The sequence below is a fragment of the Vagococcus sp. WN89Y genome (assembly GCF_052220145.1).
Taxonomy (GTDB): domain Bacteria; phylum Pseudomonadota; class Gammaproteobacteria; order Enterobacterales; family Enterobacteriaceae; genus Kosakonia.
Map to the genome: position 1 here is coordinate 1 of NZ_JBQPOM010000014.1, position 16405 is coordinate 16405.

Here is a 16405-nt window from a genome sequence, read left to right on the forward strand (position 1 = left end):
CAGACACGGATACCGATGCCGACACTGACACCGACACCGATGCAGATACGGACGCTGATGCGGATGCAGACACTGATACTGACGCTGATGCCGACACCGACGCTGACGCGGATGCAGACACAGATGCGGACACGGACACAGATACCGACACGGATGCAGACGCTGACGCAGATACGGATGCCGATGCAGACACAGACACCGACACTGACGCAGATACCGACGCCGATATTCATTTGAGCGTGAGCGTCACGCCGGCGGGTGATTCAGAAAATACGTCTGACAGCGGTGTTCTGCATATCAACGGCGGCAGCGACGATCCGAATGGCTACGACGTGAAGGATGGCGTGATCGTCTCTATCGGCGACAATGTCCAGATCTGGCTGACGCCGGACAGCCCGGACGGCGCGATCCAGGGCGATCACGTACCGGAAAGCAGCAATCCCGATCAGATCCACTATTACGACAGCAACGGTAACGTCAACGCAAGTTCGGGCGAACACACGGATATCTTTGTTGTTGGCGATCATACCGGTGGTTATTACCAGCAGGGCGACTGGTCAAACGATCACTACGACTTCAGGCCGGTGAACAATATCACCGGCAACCAGGGCGTTCCTGAAGGTGAGGCGGGCAAAGACTACATCTTTGTGAGTGGCGACAGCGCCAATTACAACGTGACGGGCGTCGATCATCCTGACAATCATCAAAACAACTCGGTTGATAATGTACAAATCACCAACAATGCAAATGGATCTCACCCGATAGGAAATGCCAACGGTATCGAAGGGATCGTCTTTGCCGATGGCCCGTCCGCCACGCTGGGTGGCGACACGGACATTAGCCATTCGGTAGCGCTGGACGTGGATATCGATCTGCAAAGCCCGGACAGCAGCGAACATATCAACTCTGTGACGATCGATGGCCTGCCCGAAGGCGCGCAATTTAGCGGCGAGTACGAGAGCGTCACCTACGATCCTGAAAACGGCTCGTACACCCTGACGTTTGATGAAAACAGTACCCATTATGAAGGGCAAATAACCGTTGCGTTGCCGGAAGGGCAAACGCTCGGTGAGATAACCCTGGATGTCAACTCGACGGCTTCCGATCAAATCGATCACGAATTTACGTTTGATGGCGAGGAAGGCGGGCAGTTTGCCAGCGCATCGGACACCGGCGAAAGCAGCGAAGCCGCACCGGAAGAGACCACCGATCTTACGTCTCTGATGGCCGACAATGTTCTTGCAGGCGAGGCTGAGCACGATGACGGGCAAGCGGCGGCCACGCCTGAGGAGTCAGCAGGCGCAACCGTGGACGTGGAAGATACCGCCCTGGTGTCGTTAATCTCCGACGTCAGCCCTACCAGCGCCGAAGCCGTTGATGTACACCTGCTGGTCGATGTCACACCGGGTAACAGCTCCGACTCACCCGCTGACAATAGCATTATGCATATCAATGGCGGCAGCGACGATCCGAACGGCTACGACGTGCAAAACGGCGTCATTATTTCAATTGGCGACAACGTGCAAATCTGGCTAACACCAGACAGCCCGGACGGCGCGATTCAGGGCGATCATGTGCCGCAGAGCAGCGATCCAGGCCAGATCCACTACTACGACAGCCACGGTAACGCCCATGCCACGGGCGGAAATGCGCACACCGACATCTTTGTCGTGGGCGATCACACCGGTGGCTACTACCAGCAGGGCGACTGGGCAAACGATCATTACGACTTCAGGCCGGTGAACAGCATCACCGGCAATCAGGGCGTGCATGAAGGCGAGGGCGGCAAAGACTATATCTTTGTGAATGGAGACAGTGAGAATTATCACGTCACAGGGGTGGATCATCCGGGCAATCATCAATACAACGCTATTGATAACCTGCAAATCACCCATGCCGAAAATGGCTCGCACCCGATCGGTAACGCGAATGGTATCGAAGGGGTTGTCTTTGGCGACGGGCCATCCGCAACGCACGGCGGTGATACTGACGTCACTCACTCGGTCACGCTCAATATTGATGTCAATCTGGAAAGTGCAGACAGTAGCGATCATTTGACATCGCTGACCTTAAACGGCCTGCCGGAAGGGGCTGAGTTTAGCGGTGAATATAGCGAGGTCGCGTATGACAGCGACAGCGGTTCTTACACCCTGACCTTTGATGAGCACAGCTCCCATTATGACGGGCAGGTCTCCGTTGAATTGCCACAAGGGCAGCACGAGATAGGCGATGTCTCGCTGGAGGTGAACTCCACGGCTTCTGAACACCATGACACCACCTTCGACTTTAACGGCGAAGAGGGCGGGCAATTTGTCAGCGGCACGGATACCACCGGTAATGAAGAGCAACCTGCCGACGAGACGCATGAGGCCCCGACTGAGATAGCAAGCCTGGGTACGGATGATCTAGCTCCGGATGCGGCCCACGGCGAAACCGATATCAACCCGGACGCGAACGGCCACCAGCCGATGCTTATCGACAGCCAGGATTTCTATATGGACTTTGGCGGCGAGGGCGTTCAAACCCACGCCGAACAGAGTCTGGCGATGGCCCCTGACTCGTCGCTGAATAATCTGCTGGAAGGTCATGACGGCGGCGATAACGATTCGCAACCTGATAGCAGCACGGAGCCAGCAGGCACGGAGCTGGCGCAAGCCGACACGAGCGATAACGGCACATTCAGCCTGAATCAGGAACAGCCCGTCAGCTTCAGCGACATCATCCTTGATGGCGACGAACATCAGGATCTGGCAAGCCTTATTAAGGGGGCCAGCGCACCGATCGAGGCGGCACAAACAGACCAGGCCGTGCCGATCGATCCGGCGGCAGACGGTATTAACGTCGCAGACAGCGACGGCGGTGGCGGTCACGATGATATGGATAACCTAATTGCTAAACCTGACACCGATGCAAATTCCTGATGAAAAGCAAAGGTGTTTTGTGCTTCACCATCGTTGATGCGTCTCGATTAAGGAACATGAACGCGGACCAGGAGGCATTATGTTATATCGCAACATGCTGTTATACGGAGCCTGGCTCCCGCTGCTGCTCGGTGCAGACGCGGGCGCGACCACGCTTGAACAGGCGGTAAAAGACGCCATCCTCTGGCATCCGGAGGTCAGTTCATCCAGTAATCGTCGCTTTTCCGCAGAGCAGGATCTGCGTGCAGCCAGGGGAGGGTATTACCCGACTGTAGATCTGAACGCCGGCACGGGCTGGGAGCAGACGGATAACTCCTCGACGCGCGCGTCAGGGCAGCATCTGCGTGATTTGCATCGCAGCGAATCCAGTATCACCGTCACGCAGAATCTGTTTAACGGTTTTGCGACGCAAAGCGAAATAGCCCGCCAGACGGCGACGGTAAATTCCCGTGCATGGACGGTGATGGACACCAGTGAAAACACGGCGCTGACGGCTATTCAAATCTATCTCGATGTGCTGCGCGGCCGCCAGATGGTCAAGCTTGCAGAAGAAAACCTGAAAAACCACGAACGGATTTTTGACCAGATTCGCCTGCGTACCGAGCAAGGCGTTGGCCGCCAGGCTGACTACGAGCAGGCCGAAGCGCGCCTGGCGCAGGCGCGCAATAACCTCCTGACCGAGCAGACCAACCTTGAGGACTCGCAGGCCAATTATTTCAGCGCGGTCGGCAAAGAGGCGGATGAACTTGTTATGCCGCCAGCGTTCCCGGCGCCCGCTTCGCTTGATGCTGCGCGCGAAGAGATGCTGCAAAACAGTCCGTTATTAAAACAGGCCGAAGCGGATGTTGAAGCCACTCGCCAGCAATATGAGACGGCAAAATCACGCTTTTACCCAAACGTAAATCTCGAGGTGGGGCGCACCATGGATAACAATATCGACGGCACGCGCGGCCATAGCCAGGAGTGGCAGGCGATGGTGCGGATGCGTTACAACCTCTATAACGGCGGCATCGATCAGGCGGCTTTACGCTCTGACGCGTACAAAATGCAGGAGGCGCAAGATGTCAAAAGAAATGCCATCCGCCAGTCAACGGAAGAGTTACGCCTTGCCTGGAATGCGTTAAAAAACGCCGAAAAACAGGTACCCATCGCTAAAGATTACGCCGAGCGTAGCAAAACGGTACGCACCGCGTATCAGGAGCAGTTCAGCCTTGGCGACCGTTCGCTTCTGGATATGCTTGACAGCGAAAACGAAGTCTTCACCTCGCAGCGGCGCTATGTAGAGCTGCAATTTACCGAAATGTTCTCTTCCTATCGTATCAGCGCGCGAACCGGAAAATTACTCCGGGCGCTGAATATTCAGCCGCCGACCCCGGCGCTGCCACTGGAAAAGACGCAAACAACCAACGCGGAGTTACCCGACATGAAATAGCTGGTCGGGTCAGGAGCGGGGGATGTCAGCCAGTCTCTCGCGGAATGTTTTCACCATAGCGGGCTTGCCGCTGGCCTGAGAGGTCAGAATATGACGCAAAATAGTGATTTTCACGATAATGCTGCATCGCCTTCTGATGACATTCTCAGAAGCGATCCGCGGCAGACGCATGATGATCCTCTGTTAGATTGTCTGATGATCGTCTGTACGCTACATAACATTATAACGACGCGGCATGCTCTGACGTCCGGGCTGCCGCTGAAAAATCATTCGTTGATCCTCAGCATTTTCCCCCGCGCGGCCCAGCGTGCGGGTTTGAAAGCCAGAACGCTCCAGCGATCGCTTGAGAGCATTTCCGTCCACTCGCTACCGGCTATCTTATTGCTGAAAAACGATCAGGCCGCCGTACTGATTGCCTGGGATGGTCAACAGGCGCGGCTGCTACCCAGCGAAACGGAAGGCGGAGAGATCACGCTTACGCGTGAAGCGCTGGAGGAGATGTACACCGGCAGGGCGATTTTTCTCCAGCCGGAACATGAGTACGATACGCACCCGACCGCGATGATCCCGCGTACCAAAAACTGGTTCCAGGACACGCTGAAACTCTCCAAATTCCTCTATGTCGATGCCATTATCGCCAGCCTGCTTATCAATATTATTGCGCTGGCCGCACCGCTGTTTGTCATGAACGTGTATGACCGGGTGGTGCCTAACCAGGCCACGGCGACGCTCTGGGTGCTGGCGATTGGTATCACGATAGCGTTTGTTTTTGACCTGATCCTTAAGACATTGCGCGGCATGTGCCTCGATCTGGCGGGGAAAAAGACCGATCTTATCGTCTCCGCTGCGCTATTTGAACGAATGCTGGGGATGAAAATGAAGCTGCGACCCAACCGCGTCGGGAGCTTCGCGCAAAACTTCCAGGAGTATCAGTCGGTGCGGGATTTTCTCTCCTCGCTGACGTTGACCGGCATGATCGATTTCCCGTTCACCCTGCTGATCCTGGTGGTCATTGGCGTTATCGGCGGCCCGCTGGTGGCTATCCCGCTGGTGGCTTACCCGGTGGCGCTGATTGGCAACTGGTTACTGCAACAGCCGCTGATGTCCCGCGTGCAGAAAACGTTCCGTCTGTCCAGCGAACGCCAGGCGATGCTGGTGGAAACGTTAACCGGGCTTGACGCCATCAAAGTCAATAACGCCCAGAGCGAGCGTCAGTATCAGTGGGAGCAGATAATTAGCCAGCTCAGCAAGCTGGAGCTGAAAGTGAAATCCCTCTCGTTTGTGGCGGTCAATTTTACCTCGTGGATACAGCAAGCGAGCGGCGTGGCGATCATTGTGCTCGGCGTGTATGTGATTATCAGCGGCAACCTCAGCCAGGGCGGGCTGGTGGCCTGCTACCTGTTACATCGCCGCGCCATGATGCCGGTCGGCCAGCTTTGCGGGCTTATCACCCGTTATCAGCGGGCAAAAACCACCAAAGCCACGGTCGATAAGATGATGGAGCTGGAGCAGGAGGTGCACGAAGAAGACGTGCCGCTCAAGCGCGAAAAACTCTCCGGCGCGATGGAGTTCCGCGATGTCACGTTCCGCTACCCATCTAACCAGTACAACTCGCTCAACGGTATCTCGCTGACCATCAAACCCGGCGAGAAAATTGGCATCATCGGGCGCAGCGGCTCGGGCAAAAGCTCGCTGGCGAAACTGCTGGTGGGGTTCTATCAGCCCGATGAAGGCAGCATCCTGATTGATGAAATCGATTCCCGCCAGCTCGATGTCCACGAACTACGCCACAACATCGGCTACGCGCCGCAGGATATCCACCTGTTTAGCGGTACGCTGCGCGACAACCTGCTTTACGGCGCCAGCTATATGGATGAAGAGACGATGCTACGGGTGGCAACTATCACCGGAGTGCATGAGTTTGCCCGCCGCCATCCGTCCGGCTACAACATGCGCGTGGGCGAACGCGGCATGAATCTCTCCGGCGGCCAGCGCCAGGCGGTGGCGCTGGCGCGGGCGCTGCTGCTCGATCCGCCCATTTTATTAATGGATGAACCGACCAGTTCGATGGATAACACCAGCGAAGAGCTGATCAAAAAAGCGCTCGGCCCGGTGGTGGCAAATAAAACCTTGCTGCTGGTAACTCACCGCGCCTCGCTGCTGTCATTGGTTGAGCGACTCATCATTCTGGATAACGGCAAAATCATCGCCGACGGGCCGAAAGAGAGCGTGATGAGCGCACTGAAAAAGGGGCAAATCCATGCGAATCGTTGATACGCTTAGCCGCCTGATGGGCTGGCTTTTCGGCGATCGAAAATCCTCGCCGATCGCCATAAACGAAGTCAATCAGGCCGTGATTGATGACTCTCCGCGCGTTATCCGTATTACGCTGTGGGCGATTCTGGCCTTTTTCATCGTGATGTTTCTCTGGTCAGCTATTTCACAGATTGATGAAGTCACGCGCGGCGAAGGCCGGGCTATCCCTTCGGCGCGTCTGCAAAAAATTCAGAACCTCGAAGGCGGCATCGTGGCGCAGGTGTATGTGCAGGAAGGCGATGTGGTGAACGCAGGCGCGCCACTCATTCGCCTGGATGATACCCGCTTTCGTTCCAACGCGGGCGAGACCGATGCCGATCGCCTGGCGTTGCTGGCGCGTGTTGAACGCCTGACCGCACAAATTAACGGCAGCACGACCCTGACGTTATCCCCCGAAATCACCCAACAAGCGCCGGATATTGCCAAAGGTGAAATGGAGCTGTTTGCCTCGGTCAATAATCGCCTGACCAGTACTATTGCCGGACTGAATGAGCAACTGGTGCAGAAAAAGCAGGAGCTTATCGATTTGCAGGCCAAAGCGGAGCAATACCGCAAAAGTCTTGGGCTGTTACAGCAAGAGATTAGCTTGTCTGAGCCGCTGATCGCGAAAGGGGCGATTTCACGCGTGGAAGTGTTACGCCTGCGGCGCACCGAAGTGGAGACGCGCGGGCAACTGGATTCCACGACCGTTGCCATTCCAGGGGCGAGTGCTGCGGTGAAAGAGATAGAGAGCAAGATAAGCGAGACGCGGGACACCAATCGTAGCGATGCCCTGACGCAGCTTAATGAAGCGCGCACCGATCTCAGTAAAGCGCAGGCAACTGGCAAAGCCATCGAAGACCGGGTCAACCGCACCATGGTGACGTCGCCGGTGCGGGGCATTGTGCAACAGATTATGGTCAACACCATCGGCGGCGTTATCCAGCCGGGCAGCGATATGGTGGAGATTGTCCCGCTCGATGATACGCTGCTGATTGAAGCGAAAATCCGCCCGCAGGATATTGCGTTTCTCCATCCCGGCCAGCAAGCGATGGTGAAGTTCTCAGCCTATGATTATACGATTTACGGTGGTCTGCCGGGGAAACTGGTACAGATAAGCCCGGATACCGTGACCGATAAAGACGGCAACAGTTTTTATGTTATTCGCCTGCGTACCGAGAGAAATCACCTGGGCACCGATGCAAAACCGCTGCTTATCATTCCAGGCATGGTGGCGTCCGTTGATATCATTACCGGCAGCAGAACCATTTTACACTACCTGCTCAAACCTATCCTGCGTGCCAGAGAGGATGCGTTGCATGAACGGTAAAGTCTAGAGTAAACAAGGTGTTATAATCGTAAAGGCCCCTTTATTCACGTGATGGGGCTTTTACGGTAGAAGATAATTTTACTTAATCGCTTGCTTTCATATTCATAATATGAGTAAATGCATTCGTCGGTTTGATGCAACATCATTATCCCCAGTAGTTCACTAAAGTTTTTCTCATATCTAAGTACCTCCTTGCTACTTCGTGTTTGGGTCATCGCTTTACACTCTGAAAGAAATAATGTCTCAGACCATTAATTGCCAAAATGGCTCACGAAATACAAGGTAAGAAAACATGTCTACTAAAATGACTGGTATCGTAAAATGGTTCAACGCTGAGAAAGGCTTTGGTTTTATCACGCCTAAAGATGGCGGCAAAGATGTGTTCGTACACTTCTCTGCTATCCAGAGCGATAACTACCGTACTCTTGACGAAAATCAGGAAGTTGAGTTCTCCATCGAGAACGGCCCTAAAGGCCCGGCTGCGGCCAACGTCGTACCGCGCTAAGGATTAGCTATTACTAATCGCACGCATTTTCGCTGCCCGTGCTGTGACGGGTCGCAATATAGAATTTCCAGTTATGATATGACTGAAAAAAATCCAGCAGGCGCTAAATGTATTTTCTGCAAATCTGCAATGAGTATATTTAATAATTTCGCCGCTTTTATTCAGTCCGGGCAAACCCCACTGGATTTTCGCAAGTAAAAAAACAGGCCATTTTTATGGCCTGTTTTTTTTTGCCTTATTTTCCCCTCCCGCTCTATCTTTCCTGCTTTCATAAATACCGCTTAGCCAAAAAAACACCGTTTTGTTTGATCTTGCAGCACTCTAATGCGCGACATATAGTCTTTTGCAGGAGCGTTTTCATCACACTCAAGAAGGAAAACACGATGGCAGTCGATCACCATGCATTAACAAGGCAGCAGTTTGGCGACCAGGCACAGGCTTACCTTACAAGCCAGGTGCATGCCCAGGGGAATGACTTGCTCATGCTGGCGCAATGGCTAAGTGATGATGCTGATGCTTCTGTCCTGGATTTAGGCTGTGGCGCCGGGCATGCGAGCTTTGTTGCAGCGGCGGCGTGCCGGGAGGTCGTGGCTTATGATTTGTCGGAAAAGATGCTTAATGTGGTGCGTGAAGCCGCCGCAGAACGCAAGCTTTCCCATCTCAGCACCGTCCACGGCGCGGCGGAAGAATTGCCCTTCGATAAGAACACATTTGAGGTGGTTATCAGCCGCTATTCCGCGCACCACTGGCACGATGTGCCGCAGGCGATGCGTGAAGTGAAGCGTGTGCTGAAACCGGGCGGGAAATTTATCCTGATGGATATCACTTCGCCCGGTCGCCCGGTGCTGGATATTTTTTTGCAAACCATCGAAGTGCTGCGTGACCCGTCGCATGTGCGCAACTACTCTCCGGCCGAGTGGTTACAGATGGCGCAGCAGAGCGGGATGAGCGTGCAAAAGCTGCTTACCGACCGGCTGGTGCTGGAGTACAACTCATGGGTTGAGCGCATGAAAACGCCGGAGCTGCTCCGTTCGGCCATCCGTTACTTACAGGAAAACAGCTCCCACGAAGTCAAACAGCACTTCGCACTCTGTGAAGACGGCTCGTTTACCTCCGACACCATCATGTTTGAGCTTCGGGCCTGAAACACAGTGCGCCCGTGCAGGGCGCACAAAACCTCAACCTAACACCTCTTTAATACGCTTTGCTATCCAGGGCGCATGTGTCTCCAGTGCAAAATGCCCGGTATCGAGTAGCTCAACCACCGCATTAGGGTTGTCGCGCTTATAGGCGTGCGCGCCAGGCGGGATAAAAAACGGATCGTGCTCGCCCCAGATAATGAGCGCGGGCGGCTGCACGGTGCGGAAAAAGTGCTGAAATTCCGGGTAGCGTTTCAGGTTGTTGGCGTAATCGAGAAACAGATCGAGCTGGATATCTTTGTTGCCGGGACGCTCCATCAGCAGCGTATCGAGATAATACCCCTCCGGCGCGACGGTTTCCGGCTCTTTGACCCCGTGCAGATACTGCCAGCGGGTGCCCTCCAGATTCAGCATCGCATCTGCCAGGCGCTGGCGGTTTTCCTGCGTTGGGTTGTCCCAGTAAGCGCGCACCGGCGCCCAGGCATCCCCAAGACCTTCCAGATAAGCGTTACCGTTTTGCGACACAAACCCGCTCACCCGCTCCGGGTAACGCAGCGCCAGGCGCAGACCCGTCGGCGCGCCGTAATCGAACACATACATGGCATAACGCGTGAGTTCGAGCGCATCGACAAACGCCGCCAGCGTCTGTGCCAGGGCGTCGAAGCTGTAAACATAGCGCCGCTCGTCAGGCACGTCGGTGAAACCAAACCCCGGCAGGTCAGGGGCTATCAGATGGAAACTCTCCGCCAGGTGTGGGATCAGCGCGCGAAATTGATGCGACGAGCTGGGAAACCCGTGCAGCAGCAGGAGCACGGGTTTTTGCGGATCGCCTGCTTCACGGTAGAAAACACGGACACCGTCGGCCTCGGCAAAACGGTAGCGTACAGGAAACTGCGATGTGTCAGCCATAGTGATACCTCATTTTGAAACCGGTTAAAGTGCGTTTAAATGGTTACGGCAGAGGTGAGTATGGTTGAACATTGTAACTGTGTAAAATGCTTTTTATCGGTTACAATGCAAAGAAAGAAAAAACAGCAAGGGGAGAGAATGGCACAATCAACACCGGCGCGGCCTGAGGGGCCGTGGTTTATCGCAGAAAATATGGCGCTGGATTTTATCAATACGCTGGCGATGTCCGAAAAGGGCCAGTATGACTTTTTGCAGTCGGATGACGATGTGCGCGACTGGTTGCAGCAAGCCGGGGTGCAGGCTGCGCCCGATAAGCCAGGCGCACTACTGGCGCAAGCGCGGGCGTTGCGCGAGGCTATTCGCCAGCTCATCGAGGCAAGGAAAAACGGCCATCCTCTGACGTTGGATACGCTGAACGATTTCCTTGCCACCGCGCAGAGCCACCTGCAACTCAGCGCGGATGAGAGCGGCACGGTACAGGTGCAGCGCCTGTTCCCGCACAACCCGCTGGGCGTTATCGCCGAGCAGGCTGCTGAATTACTGGCGCACGGGCAGTTTGCGTATATCCGCCAGTGTGAGCACCCGGAGTGCACGTTGTGGTTTTATGATAAAACCAAAGCACATCGCCGACGCTGGTGCAGCATGGCGCTGTGCGGCAACCGGGCGAAAGTCGCGCGTTTTCGCCAGAACAAACAGGCAGAGCAGCGCTAAGCGTTACTCAGGGATGACCTTTTCCTGTTTCAGGCGATCGAACAGCCGGGTGAAGGCATCCAGCGTGCTGCGATAACCGCTAAAGCCTGCTTTGCGGCTCTTGCTCATATCGGCAAAGGCTTCCATCGGGCGGCCAAGATCCGCATCGGTGTGCCACCAGGAGGCCAGCTTGCTGATGTCTGCTTCGCGCAGCTGATATTGTTGCGCGATCTCGCTCCAGGCTGCCTGTGCCTCCTGCATACGCCCTTCCAGCGGCATCATGTGCTGCGGATATGCCGCCGCTTCGATGCCAAAGTACGCCGCCAGCCGTGGCCACAGCCAGTTCCAGCGAAAGACGTCGCCGTTGACGGTATTGAAATCTTCGTTTGCCGCCTGCGCGCTTTGTGCCGCCCAGCTTAGCTGCTCGGCTAAAAGCCCGGCGTCGGTGACATCCGAAACACCGTTCCACTGCTCAGGGGAGCCCGGGAAGATAAACGGCCAGCCTTTTTCCCGGCACAGCGTGGCATAGACCGCCAGCGTCAGCCCCATATTCATCGCATTGCCGAGCGCGTAGCCAATAATGCTGTGCGGGCGATGCACGCTCCAGCGGTAGCCATATTTTTTCGCCCCGGCGAAGAGTTCATCTTCCTGGGCATAATAGAAGTTCTCGACCGGCTGGCGGCCTTGTTCTTCGCGAAACGGCGTCACCGGAACCTTGCCTTTGCCGTAGGCTTCAAACGGGCCGAGGTAGTGTTTCATACCGGTAACCAGCGCGACATGCGCCCCGGAAAGCCGCTCGCCCAGCGCGTCGATAACGTTTTTCACCATCGCGCTATTCACACGAATGTTCGCTTGTTCATTTTCCTGGCGCGCCCAGACGCTAAAGAACACCGCATCCGGCGTGAGGCCTTGTAGCGCCGCGCTTACCGTTGGCGCATCGGTCAGATCCGCCGTCAGGCTGATGCAGCCCGAAGGTACTTCGCCGCGCCCGCGTGATAGACCATAAACTTGCCAGCCTTCTTTGCTTAGCTGTTCGGCTAACGCGCGGCCAATAACGCCGCTAATACCGACAATCAGTGCTTTCTTTTGCATAAAAATTCCTCATCAATGCGTGTTCTACAAGACTAATAGAGAATTTCATTCTTATCTCTGGTATTAATTCACGACTTTATTGAACAGAATTCACTAATACGATGAGCGATCGCCGCCTGAAAGATATCGTCCCGTTTGTTGCCTGCGTCGAAGAGGGCAGCTTTACCCGCGCGGCAGAGCGCCTGCATCTGACCGGCTCGGCGGTCAGTAAAAGCATCACCCGCCTGGAAGCGCGACTTGGGTCGCGCCTGCTGGAGCGCACCACGCGCCGCCTTGAGCTGACCGATGCCGGGCATGCGTATTACCAGACCTGTATTCGTATCCTTGAAGAGCTTGCCGAAGCCGAATCGGTGCTGGCTGCTCATCGCACCATTCCCTCCGGGCGGTTGCGGCTGGCGGTTCCCACCACTTACGGTCGGCTGGGCGTGATGCCGCTGCTGATCCCTTTTTGCCAGCAGCACCCGGAGATTGAACTGAGCCTGACGTTCTCGGACCGATTTGTTGATCTGTTTGAGGAGGGCATTGATGTGGCCGTACGCATTGGCAGCAACACTGAACTTCCGGCTTCGCTGGGCAGCCGCCAGTTGGGTCGCGAAAAGATGGTGTTTTGTGCCTCGCCAGATTACCTGCGACGCCACGGGACGCCGCAAACCGAAGCGCAACTGTTAACGCACCGGGCGCTCCTTTATGAACGCGTGGATGGCAGCGCCAAGCCCTGGCTTTTTACAACTAACGACGGCCACCCGGACTGGCGTGCCGTTCCCTGGCGGATGGCGCTGGGCGATGTGGATGCCCAGGTGCAGGCGGTTTGCGGCGGGCTTGGCGTGGCGCAGATGCCAACCTGGCTGATCCACGGCCCTTTGCAGCGCGGGGAACTTGAGATAATTCTGCCGCATCAGCAGCCGGACGGCCTGGCGCTGTCGCTGGTGTGGCCACGGCGCAAACAACTGCTGCCAAAAGTGGATGCGCTGCTGGCCGCACTCGCACATCTGGTAATTTCACCACCGGCATCTTGACCAATGACAAGGCGAGCGGGAGGGGAGTCTCTTTATAATTCCCGCGTTTCCCTTTTCACTGGTGTGGACCTATGGCTTACCAACTTAACCTTAACTGGCCGGAATTTTTAGAAAAGTACTGGCAAAAACAACCTGTGGTTTTAAAACATGCCTTTGTGGACTTCGTCGATCCCATCACGCCCGATGAGCTGGCGGGGCTGGCGATGGAGCCGGAGGTGGACAGCCGTATTGTCAGCCATGTCAATGGTCAGTGGCAGGCATGGAACGGGCCTTTCGAGCAGTTCGATAATCTGGGGGAAACCAACTGGTCGCTGCTGGCCCAGGCGGTGAACCACTGGCATGCGCCCGCCGCTGAGCTGGTTAAGCCGTTCCAGGTGCTGCCGCAGTGGCGTTTTGACGATTTGATGATCTCTTTCTCCGTGCCCGGCGGCGGTGTCGGGCCGCATATCGATCAATATGATGTGTTTATTATTCAGGGCATGGGCAGCCGCCGCTGGCGCGTGGGAGACAAGCTGCCGATGCGCCAGTTCTGCCCGCACCCGGCGCTGCTGCACGTCGATCCTTTTACACCAATTATTGATGAAGATCTGGAACCGGGCGATATCCTGTATATTCCGCCCGGTTTCCCGCACGACGGCTTTACCCATGAGACAGCGATGAACTACTCCATCGGTTTTCGTGGGCCGAACGGGCGCGATCTGATAAGCAGCTTTGCCGATTATGCGCTGGAAAACGATCTTGGCGGCGAGCACTACAGCGATCCGGACTTAACCTGCCGCGAGCATACGGGGCGCGTGGAAGCGTATGAGCTGGAGCGCCTGCGCGGGATGATGATTTCGATGATCAATGACCCCGAGCACTTTGAAAAGTGGTTTGGCAGCTTTATTACCACGCCGCGCCATGAGCTGGATATCGCGCCGGAAGCAGATGATTACACGGCGCAAGAGATTGTCGATGCGCTCAAAGAGGGGCAGGTGCTGACGCGCCTTAGCGGGCTGCGCGTGTTGCGCGTGGGCGATCGCTTCTTTATTAATAGCGAATGCCTGGAGACGGTCGATGCACAGGCTGCCGATGCGCTGTGCCGCTACACGGTTATTGGTCAGCAGGAACTGGGCAGCGCGCTGGATAACCCGGCGTTTGCCGGGGAACTGACCGCGCTGGTAAACCAGGGCTACTGGTACTTCGACGAGTGATCCTGCGCCGGTGGCGCTAACGCTACCGGCCTGGATTTAACGGGCGACGATAAACCGTTTGTCGTCGTCAATAAACGTTTTCGCATCAGCGGGGGCGACGATGTTGCCGAAGTTCATTTCTGCGCGCAGTTTCCAGCTTTCAGGGATCGCCCACGCCGCCCGCACGGCGTTATCTATCAGCGGATTATAGTGCTGTAAATTCGCGCCAATCTGCTTTTCCGCCAGCGCGAGCCACACCGCATACTGCGCGATACCACTGCTCTGTTCTGACCACAACGGGAAATTATCCGCCCAGGCGATGTACTGTTTTTGCAGCGCGGTCACCACCGCCTGATCTTCAAAAAACAGTACCGATCCTGCCGCCGCGCTAAACCCGTCGAGCTTATCGGACGTTGCATGGAAACTTTCTGCCGGGATCACGTTGCGCAACTGTTCCCGCACCAGTTGCCAGAACCTTTCGTGCTCTTTGCCAAGCAGGATTAGCGCCCGCGAGCTTTGCGAGTTAAACGCCGACGGCGCCTGGCGGATCGCTTCTTTAATTATCTCCACAACCTTCTCTTCATCGATCGGCAGCGCCTTACCCAGCGTATAAATAGTGCGGCGCGCTTTGGCGAGCGCGAGAAAATCGTCCGGCATGCTACCAGGGGCAAGCGGCACCGGTTCAGGCACTACGGGGGGCGGTGTCGCCGCCTGCGGCGCGTTACCGGTGCGGGCAATAGCAGAGTTCAGAATTTGCAAAAACGGATCCATGATAGCTGTTCCTGTTCCAGGCATTGATCCGGTGATCAGAACATGCGCCGGGGTTTATCCATCATGCAAATAAATGAACTAAACAGGGGTATTTACCGCCCTCACGTCGGGCGGTAAGTTTTTTTTACGCCGGAGGCTGGCCGTGCAGGATGCGCAGCGCTTCATCGTGCGTTAACGGATAGTCGAAGAAGCGGCGGTAAAAATCGCGGGTAATGCTGACCATATCCGTGTCGGCAAACAGCGCCGGATGCAGCTGATGCGCGGCCCACAAAAGCTGTAGCGCGCTCTCGGTTCCGTAGCGATCCCAGGGAAACACCCCGGCCGGGTTCGGCCAGGTTCTCTTTTCCTTTACCGCTTTCAGCCCGGAAAAGAGCGCCGCGTAATGCGAGGCGCTGATATCGCCACACCCCTGGCCCAGGATAATCACATCCGGCTGCCAGGCGAGCACCCTTTCGGGCGACACCTCTTTCATATTGCCCCTGATGCTTTGCGCCGCGTTTCGTCCCCCGGCAAGGGTAATCCAGGTATCGATCAGCGTGTCGCTGCCATCGACTTTCAACGGATTTAGCGACTGGATATGCAGCACGGAGGGGCGCTGCGTATCGCTGAGCGAAACGGTTTTCGCCAGCACCGATGCCACGCTGTCTTCCAGGTAGCGGTTATAAAGCTCTGCGCGTTTGCGTGCCTGCGTGGTGCCTAAGACCTCCGCCGTGGTGCGCACGGAGCGCTCCAGCGACGGGTAATCGGTAAAAGCCATCTCCAGTACCGGCAGGTTGGCCTGGCGATACGCCGCGACATCCGGGTTGCCGCGGGCGACGAACACCACATCAGCCTGGCGTACCAGCAACGCCTCCGGGTTAAAAGCGATGCCTTTGACTTGCAGCGCCTTGTTAAGGGCCGGATTGATTTTAAACATCCACGGCCTGTCGGCGGGATGATTCACGGTAGCGACGATTTTGCTGCCTGCGCCGAGTGTCATCAGCACCGAATGATGAGCAAACCAGGCATCGGCAATGCGCGAAACCTGTTCCGGCACCGCGACGCTGTGACCGGCGTCATCAACAACCTGGCGGGAAGCCAGCGCCGGGAAAGCGCAAACCGCACACAGCAACAGCCAACGAGCTTTCATGCAG

General features: G+C 56.1%; 14 protein-coding genes. 10 read left to right on the plus strand and 4 right to left on the minus strand.

The features are described 5' to 3' along the window. The 7 genes from ACTU3N_RS04010 to ACTU3N_RS04040 form a co-directional block, all read left to right on the plus strand. On the plus strand, positions 1–2921 hold a 2921-nt coding region (locus ACTU3N_RS04010), incomplete at its 5' end, for a hypothetical protein (RefSeq protein WP_443084847.1). Between the two features lie 79 nt (positions 2922–3000). Further along, positions 3001–4353 (plus strand): TolC family outer membrane protein, encoded by a 1353-nt coding sequence (locus ACTU3N_RS04015; protein WP_443084848.1) that lies wholly within the window; start codon positions 3001–3003, stop codon positions 4351–4353. A 90-nt stretch (positions 4354–4443) separates the two neighbouring features. After that, positions 4444–6627, plus strand: coding sequence for a type I secretion system permease/ATPase (locus tag ACTU3N_RS04020; RefSeq protein ID WP_443084849.1), 2184 nt, complete (start codon positions 4444–4446; stop codon positions 6625–6627). Further along, positions 6614–7978 (plus strand): HlyD family type I secretion periplasmic adaptor subunit, encoded by a 1365-nt coding sequence (locus tag ACTU3N_RS04025; RefSeq protein ID WP_443084850.1) that lies wholly within the window; start codon positions 6614–6616, stop codon positions 7976–7978. The genes ACTU3N_RS04020 and ACTU3N_RS04025 overlap by 14 nt, the downstream gene beginning before the upstream one ends. A gap of 292 nt (positions 7979–8270) precedes the next feature. Further along, positions 8271–8483, plus strand: coding sequence for a transcription antiterminator/RNA stability regulator CspE (gene cspE / locus ACTU3N_RS04030; protein ID WP_443084851.1), 213 nt, complete (start codon positions 8271–8273; stop codon positions 8481–8483). A gap of 9 nt (positions 8484–8492) precedes the next feature. After that, positions 8493–8681, plus strand: a complete 189-nt coding sequence (gene ymcF / locus ACTU3N_RS04035; protein ID WP_443085097.1) for a cold shock small protein YmcF — start codon at positions 8493–8495, stop codon at positions 8679–8681. Between the two features lie 185 nt (positions 8682–8866). Further along, entirely contained in the window at positions 8867–9628 is a 762-nt protein-coding gene (locus ACTU3N_RS04040; RefSeq protein ID WP_443084852.1) for a class I SAM-dependent methyltransferase, read from the plus strand. Positions 9629–9661: 33 nt separating this feature from the next. Here ACTU3N_RS04040 and ACTU3N_RS04045 read toward each other — a convergent pair whose 3' ends face one another. Further along, on the minus strand, positions 9662–10531 hold the full coding sequence (locus tag ACTU3N_RS04045; protein ID WP_443084853.1) for an alpha/beta fold hydrolase: 870 nt from the start codon (positions 10529–10531) through the stop codon (positions 9662–9664). 138 nt (positions 10532–10669) lie between these two features. Between ACTU3N_RS04045 and ACTU3N_RS04050 the strand changes: the two genes are divergently transcribed. Then, complete coding sequence (locus tag ACTU3N_RS04050; RefSeq protein WP_443084854.1) at positions 10670–11242, plus strand: CGNR zinc finger domain-containing protein; 573 nt, start codon at positions 10670–10672, stop codon at positions 11240–11242. Between the two features lie 3 nt (positions 11243–11245). Here ACTU3N_RS04050 and ACTU3N_RS04055 read toward each other — a convergent pair whose 3' ends face one another. Beyond that, complete coding sequence (locus tag ACTU3N_RS04055) at positions 11246–12313, minus strand: SDR family oxidoreductase (RefSeq protein WP_443084855.1); 1068 nt, start codon at positions 12311–12313, stop codon at positions 11246–11248. A gap of 101 nt (positions 12314–12414) precedes the next feature. Here ACTU3N_RS04055 and ACTU3N_RS04060 point away from each other — a divergent pair, with 101 nt between their 5' ends. Together ACTU3N_RS04060 and ACTU3N_RS04065 are read left to right on the plus strand one after the other, a co-directional pair. Continuing rightward, a complete protein-coding gene (locus ACTU3N_RS04060) occupies positions 12415–13329 on the plus strand; it encodes a LysR family transcriptional regulator (protein ID WP_443084856.1) in 915 nt (304 codons plus the stop codon). 71 nt (positions 13330–13400) lie between these two features. Then, complete coding sequence (locus tag ACTU3N_RS04065; protein ID WP_443084858.1) at positions 13401–14522, plus strand: ribosomal protein uL16 3-hydroxylase; 1122 nt, start codon at positions 13401–13403, stop codon at positions 14520–14522. A 36-nt stretch (positions 14523–14558) separates the two neighbouring features. Here ACTU3N_RS04065 and ACTU3N_RS04070 read toward each other — a convergent pair whose 3' ends face one another. Both ACTU3N_RS04070 and ACTU3N_RS04075 read right to left on the minus strand, forming a co-directional pair. Next, positions 14559–15158 (minus strand): nitroreductase family protein, encoded by a 600-nt coding sequence (locus tag ACTU3N_RS04070; protein ID WP_443085098.1) that lies wholly within the window; start codon positions 15156–15158, stop codon positions 14559–14561. Positions 15159–15396: 238 nt separating this feature from the next. Continuing rightward, the gene (locus tag ACTU3N_RS04075) at positions 15397–16401 is read right to left on the minus strand and encodes an ABC transporter substrate-binding protein (protein ID WP_443084859.1); all 1005 of its coding nucleotides are present in this window, start codon (positions 16399–16401) and stop codon (positions 15397–15399) included. Positions 16402–16405 lie beyond the last annotated feature (4 nt).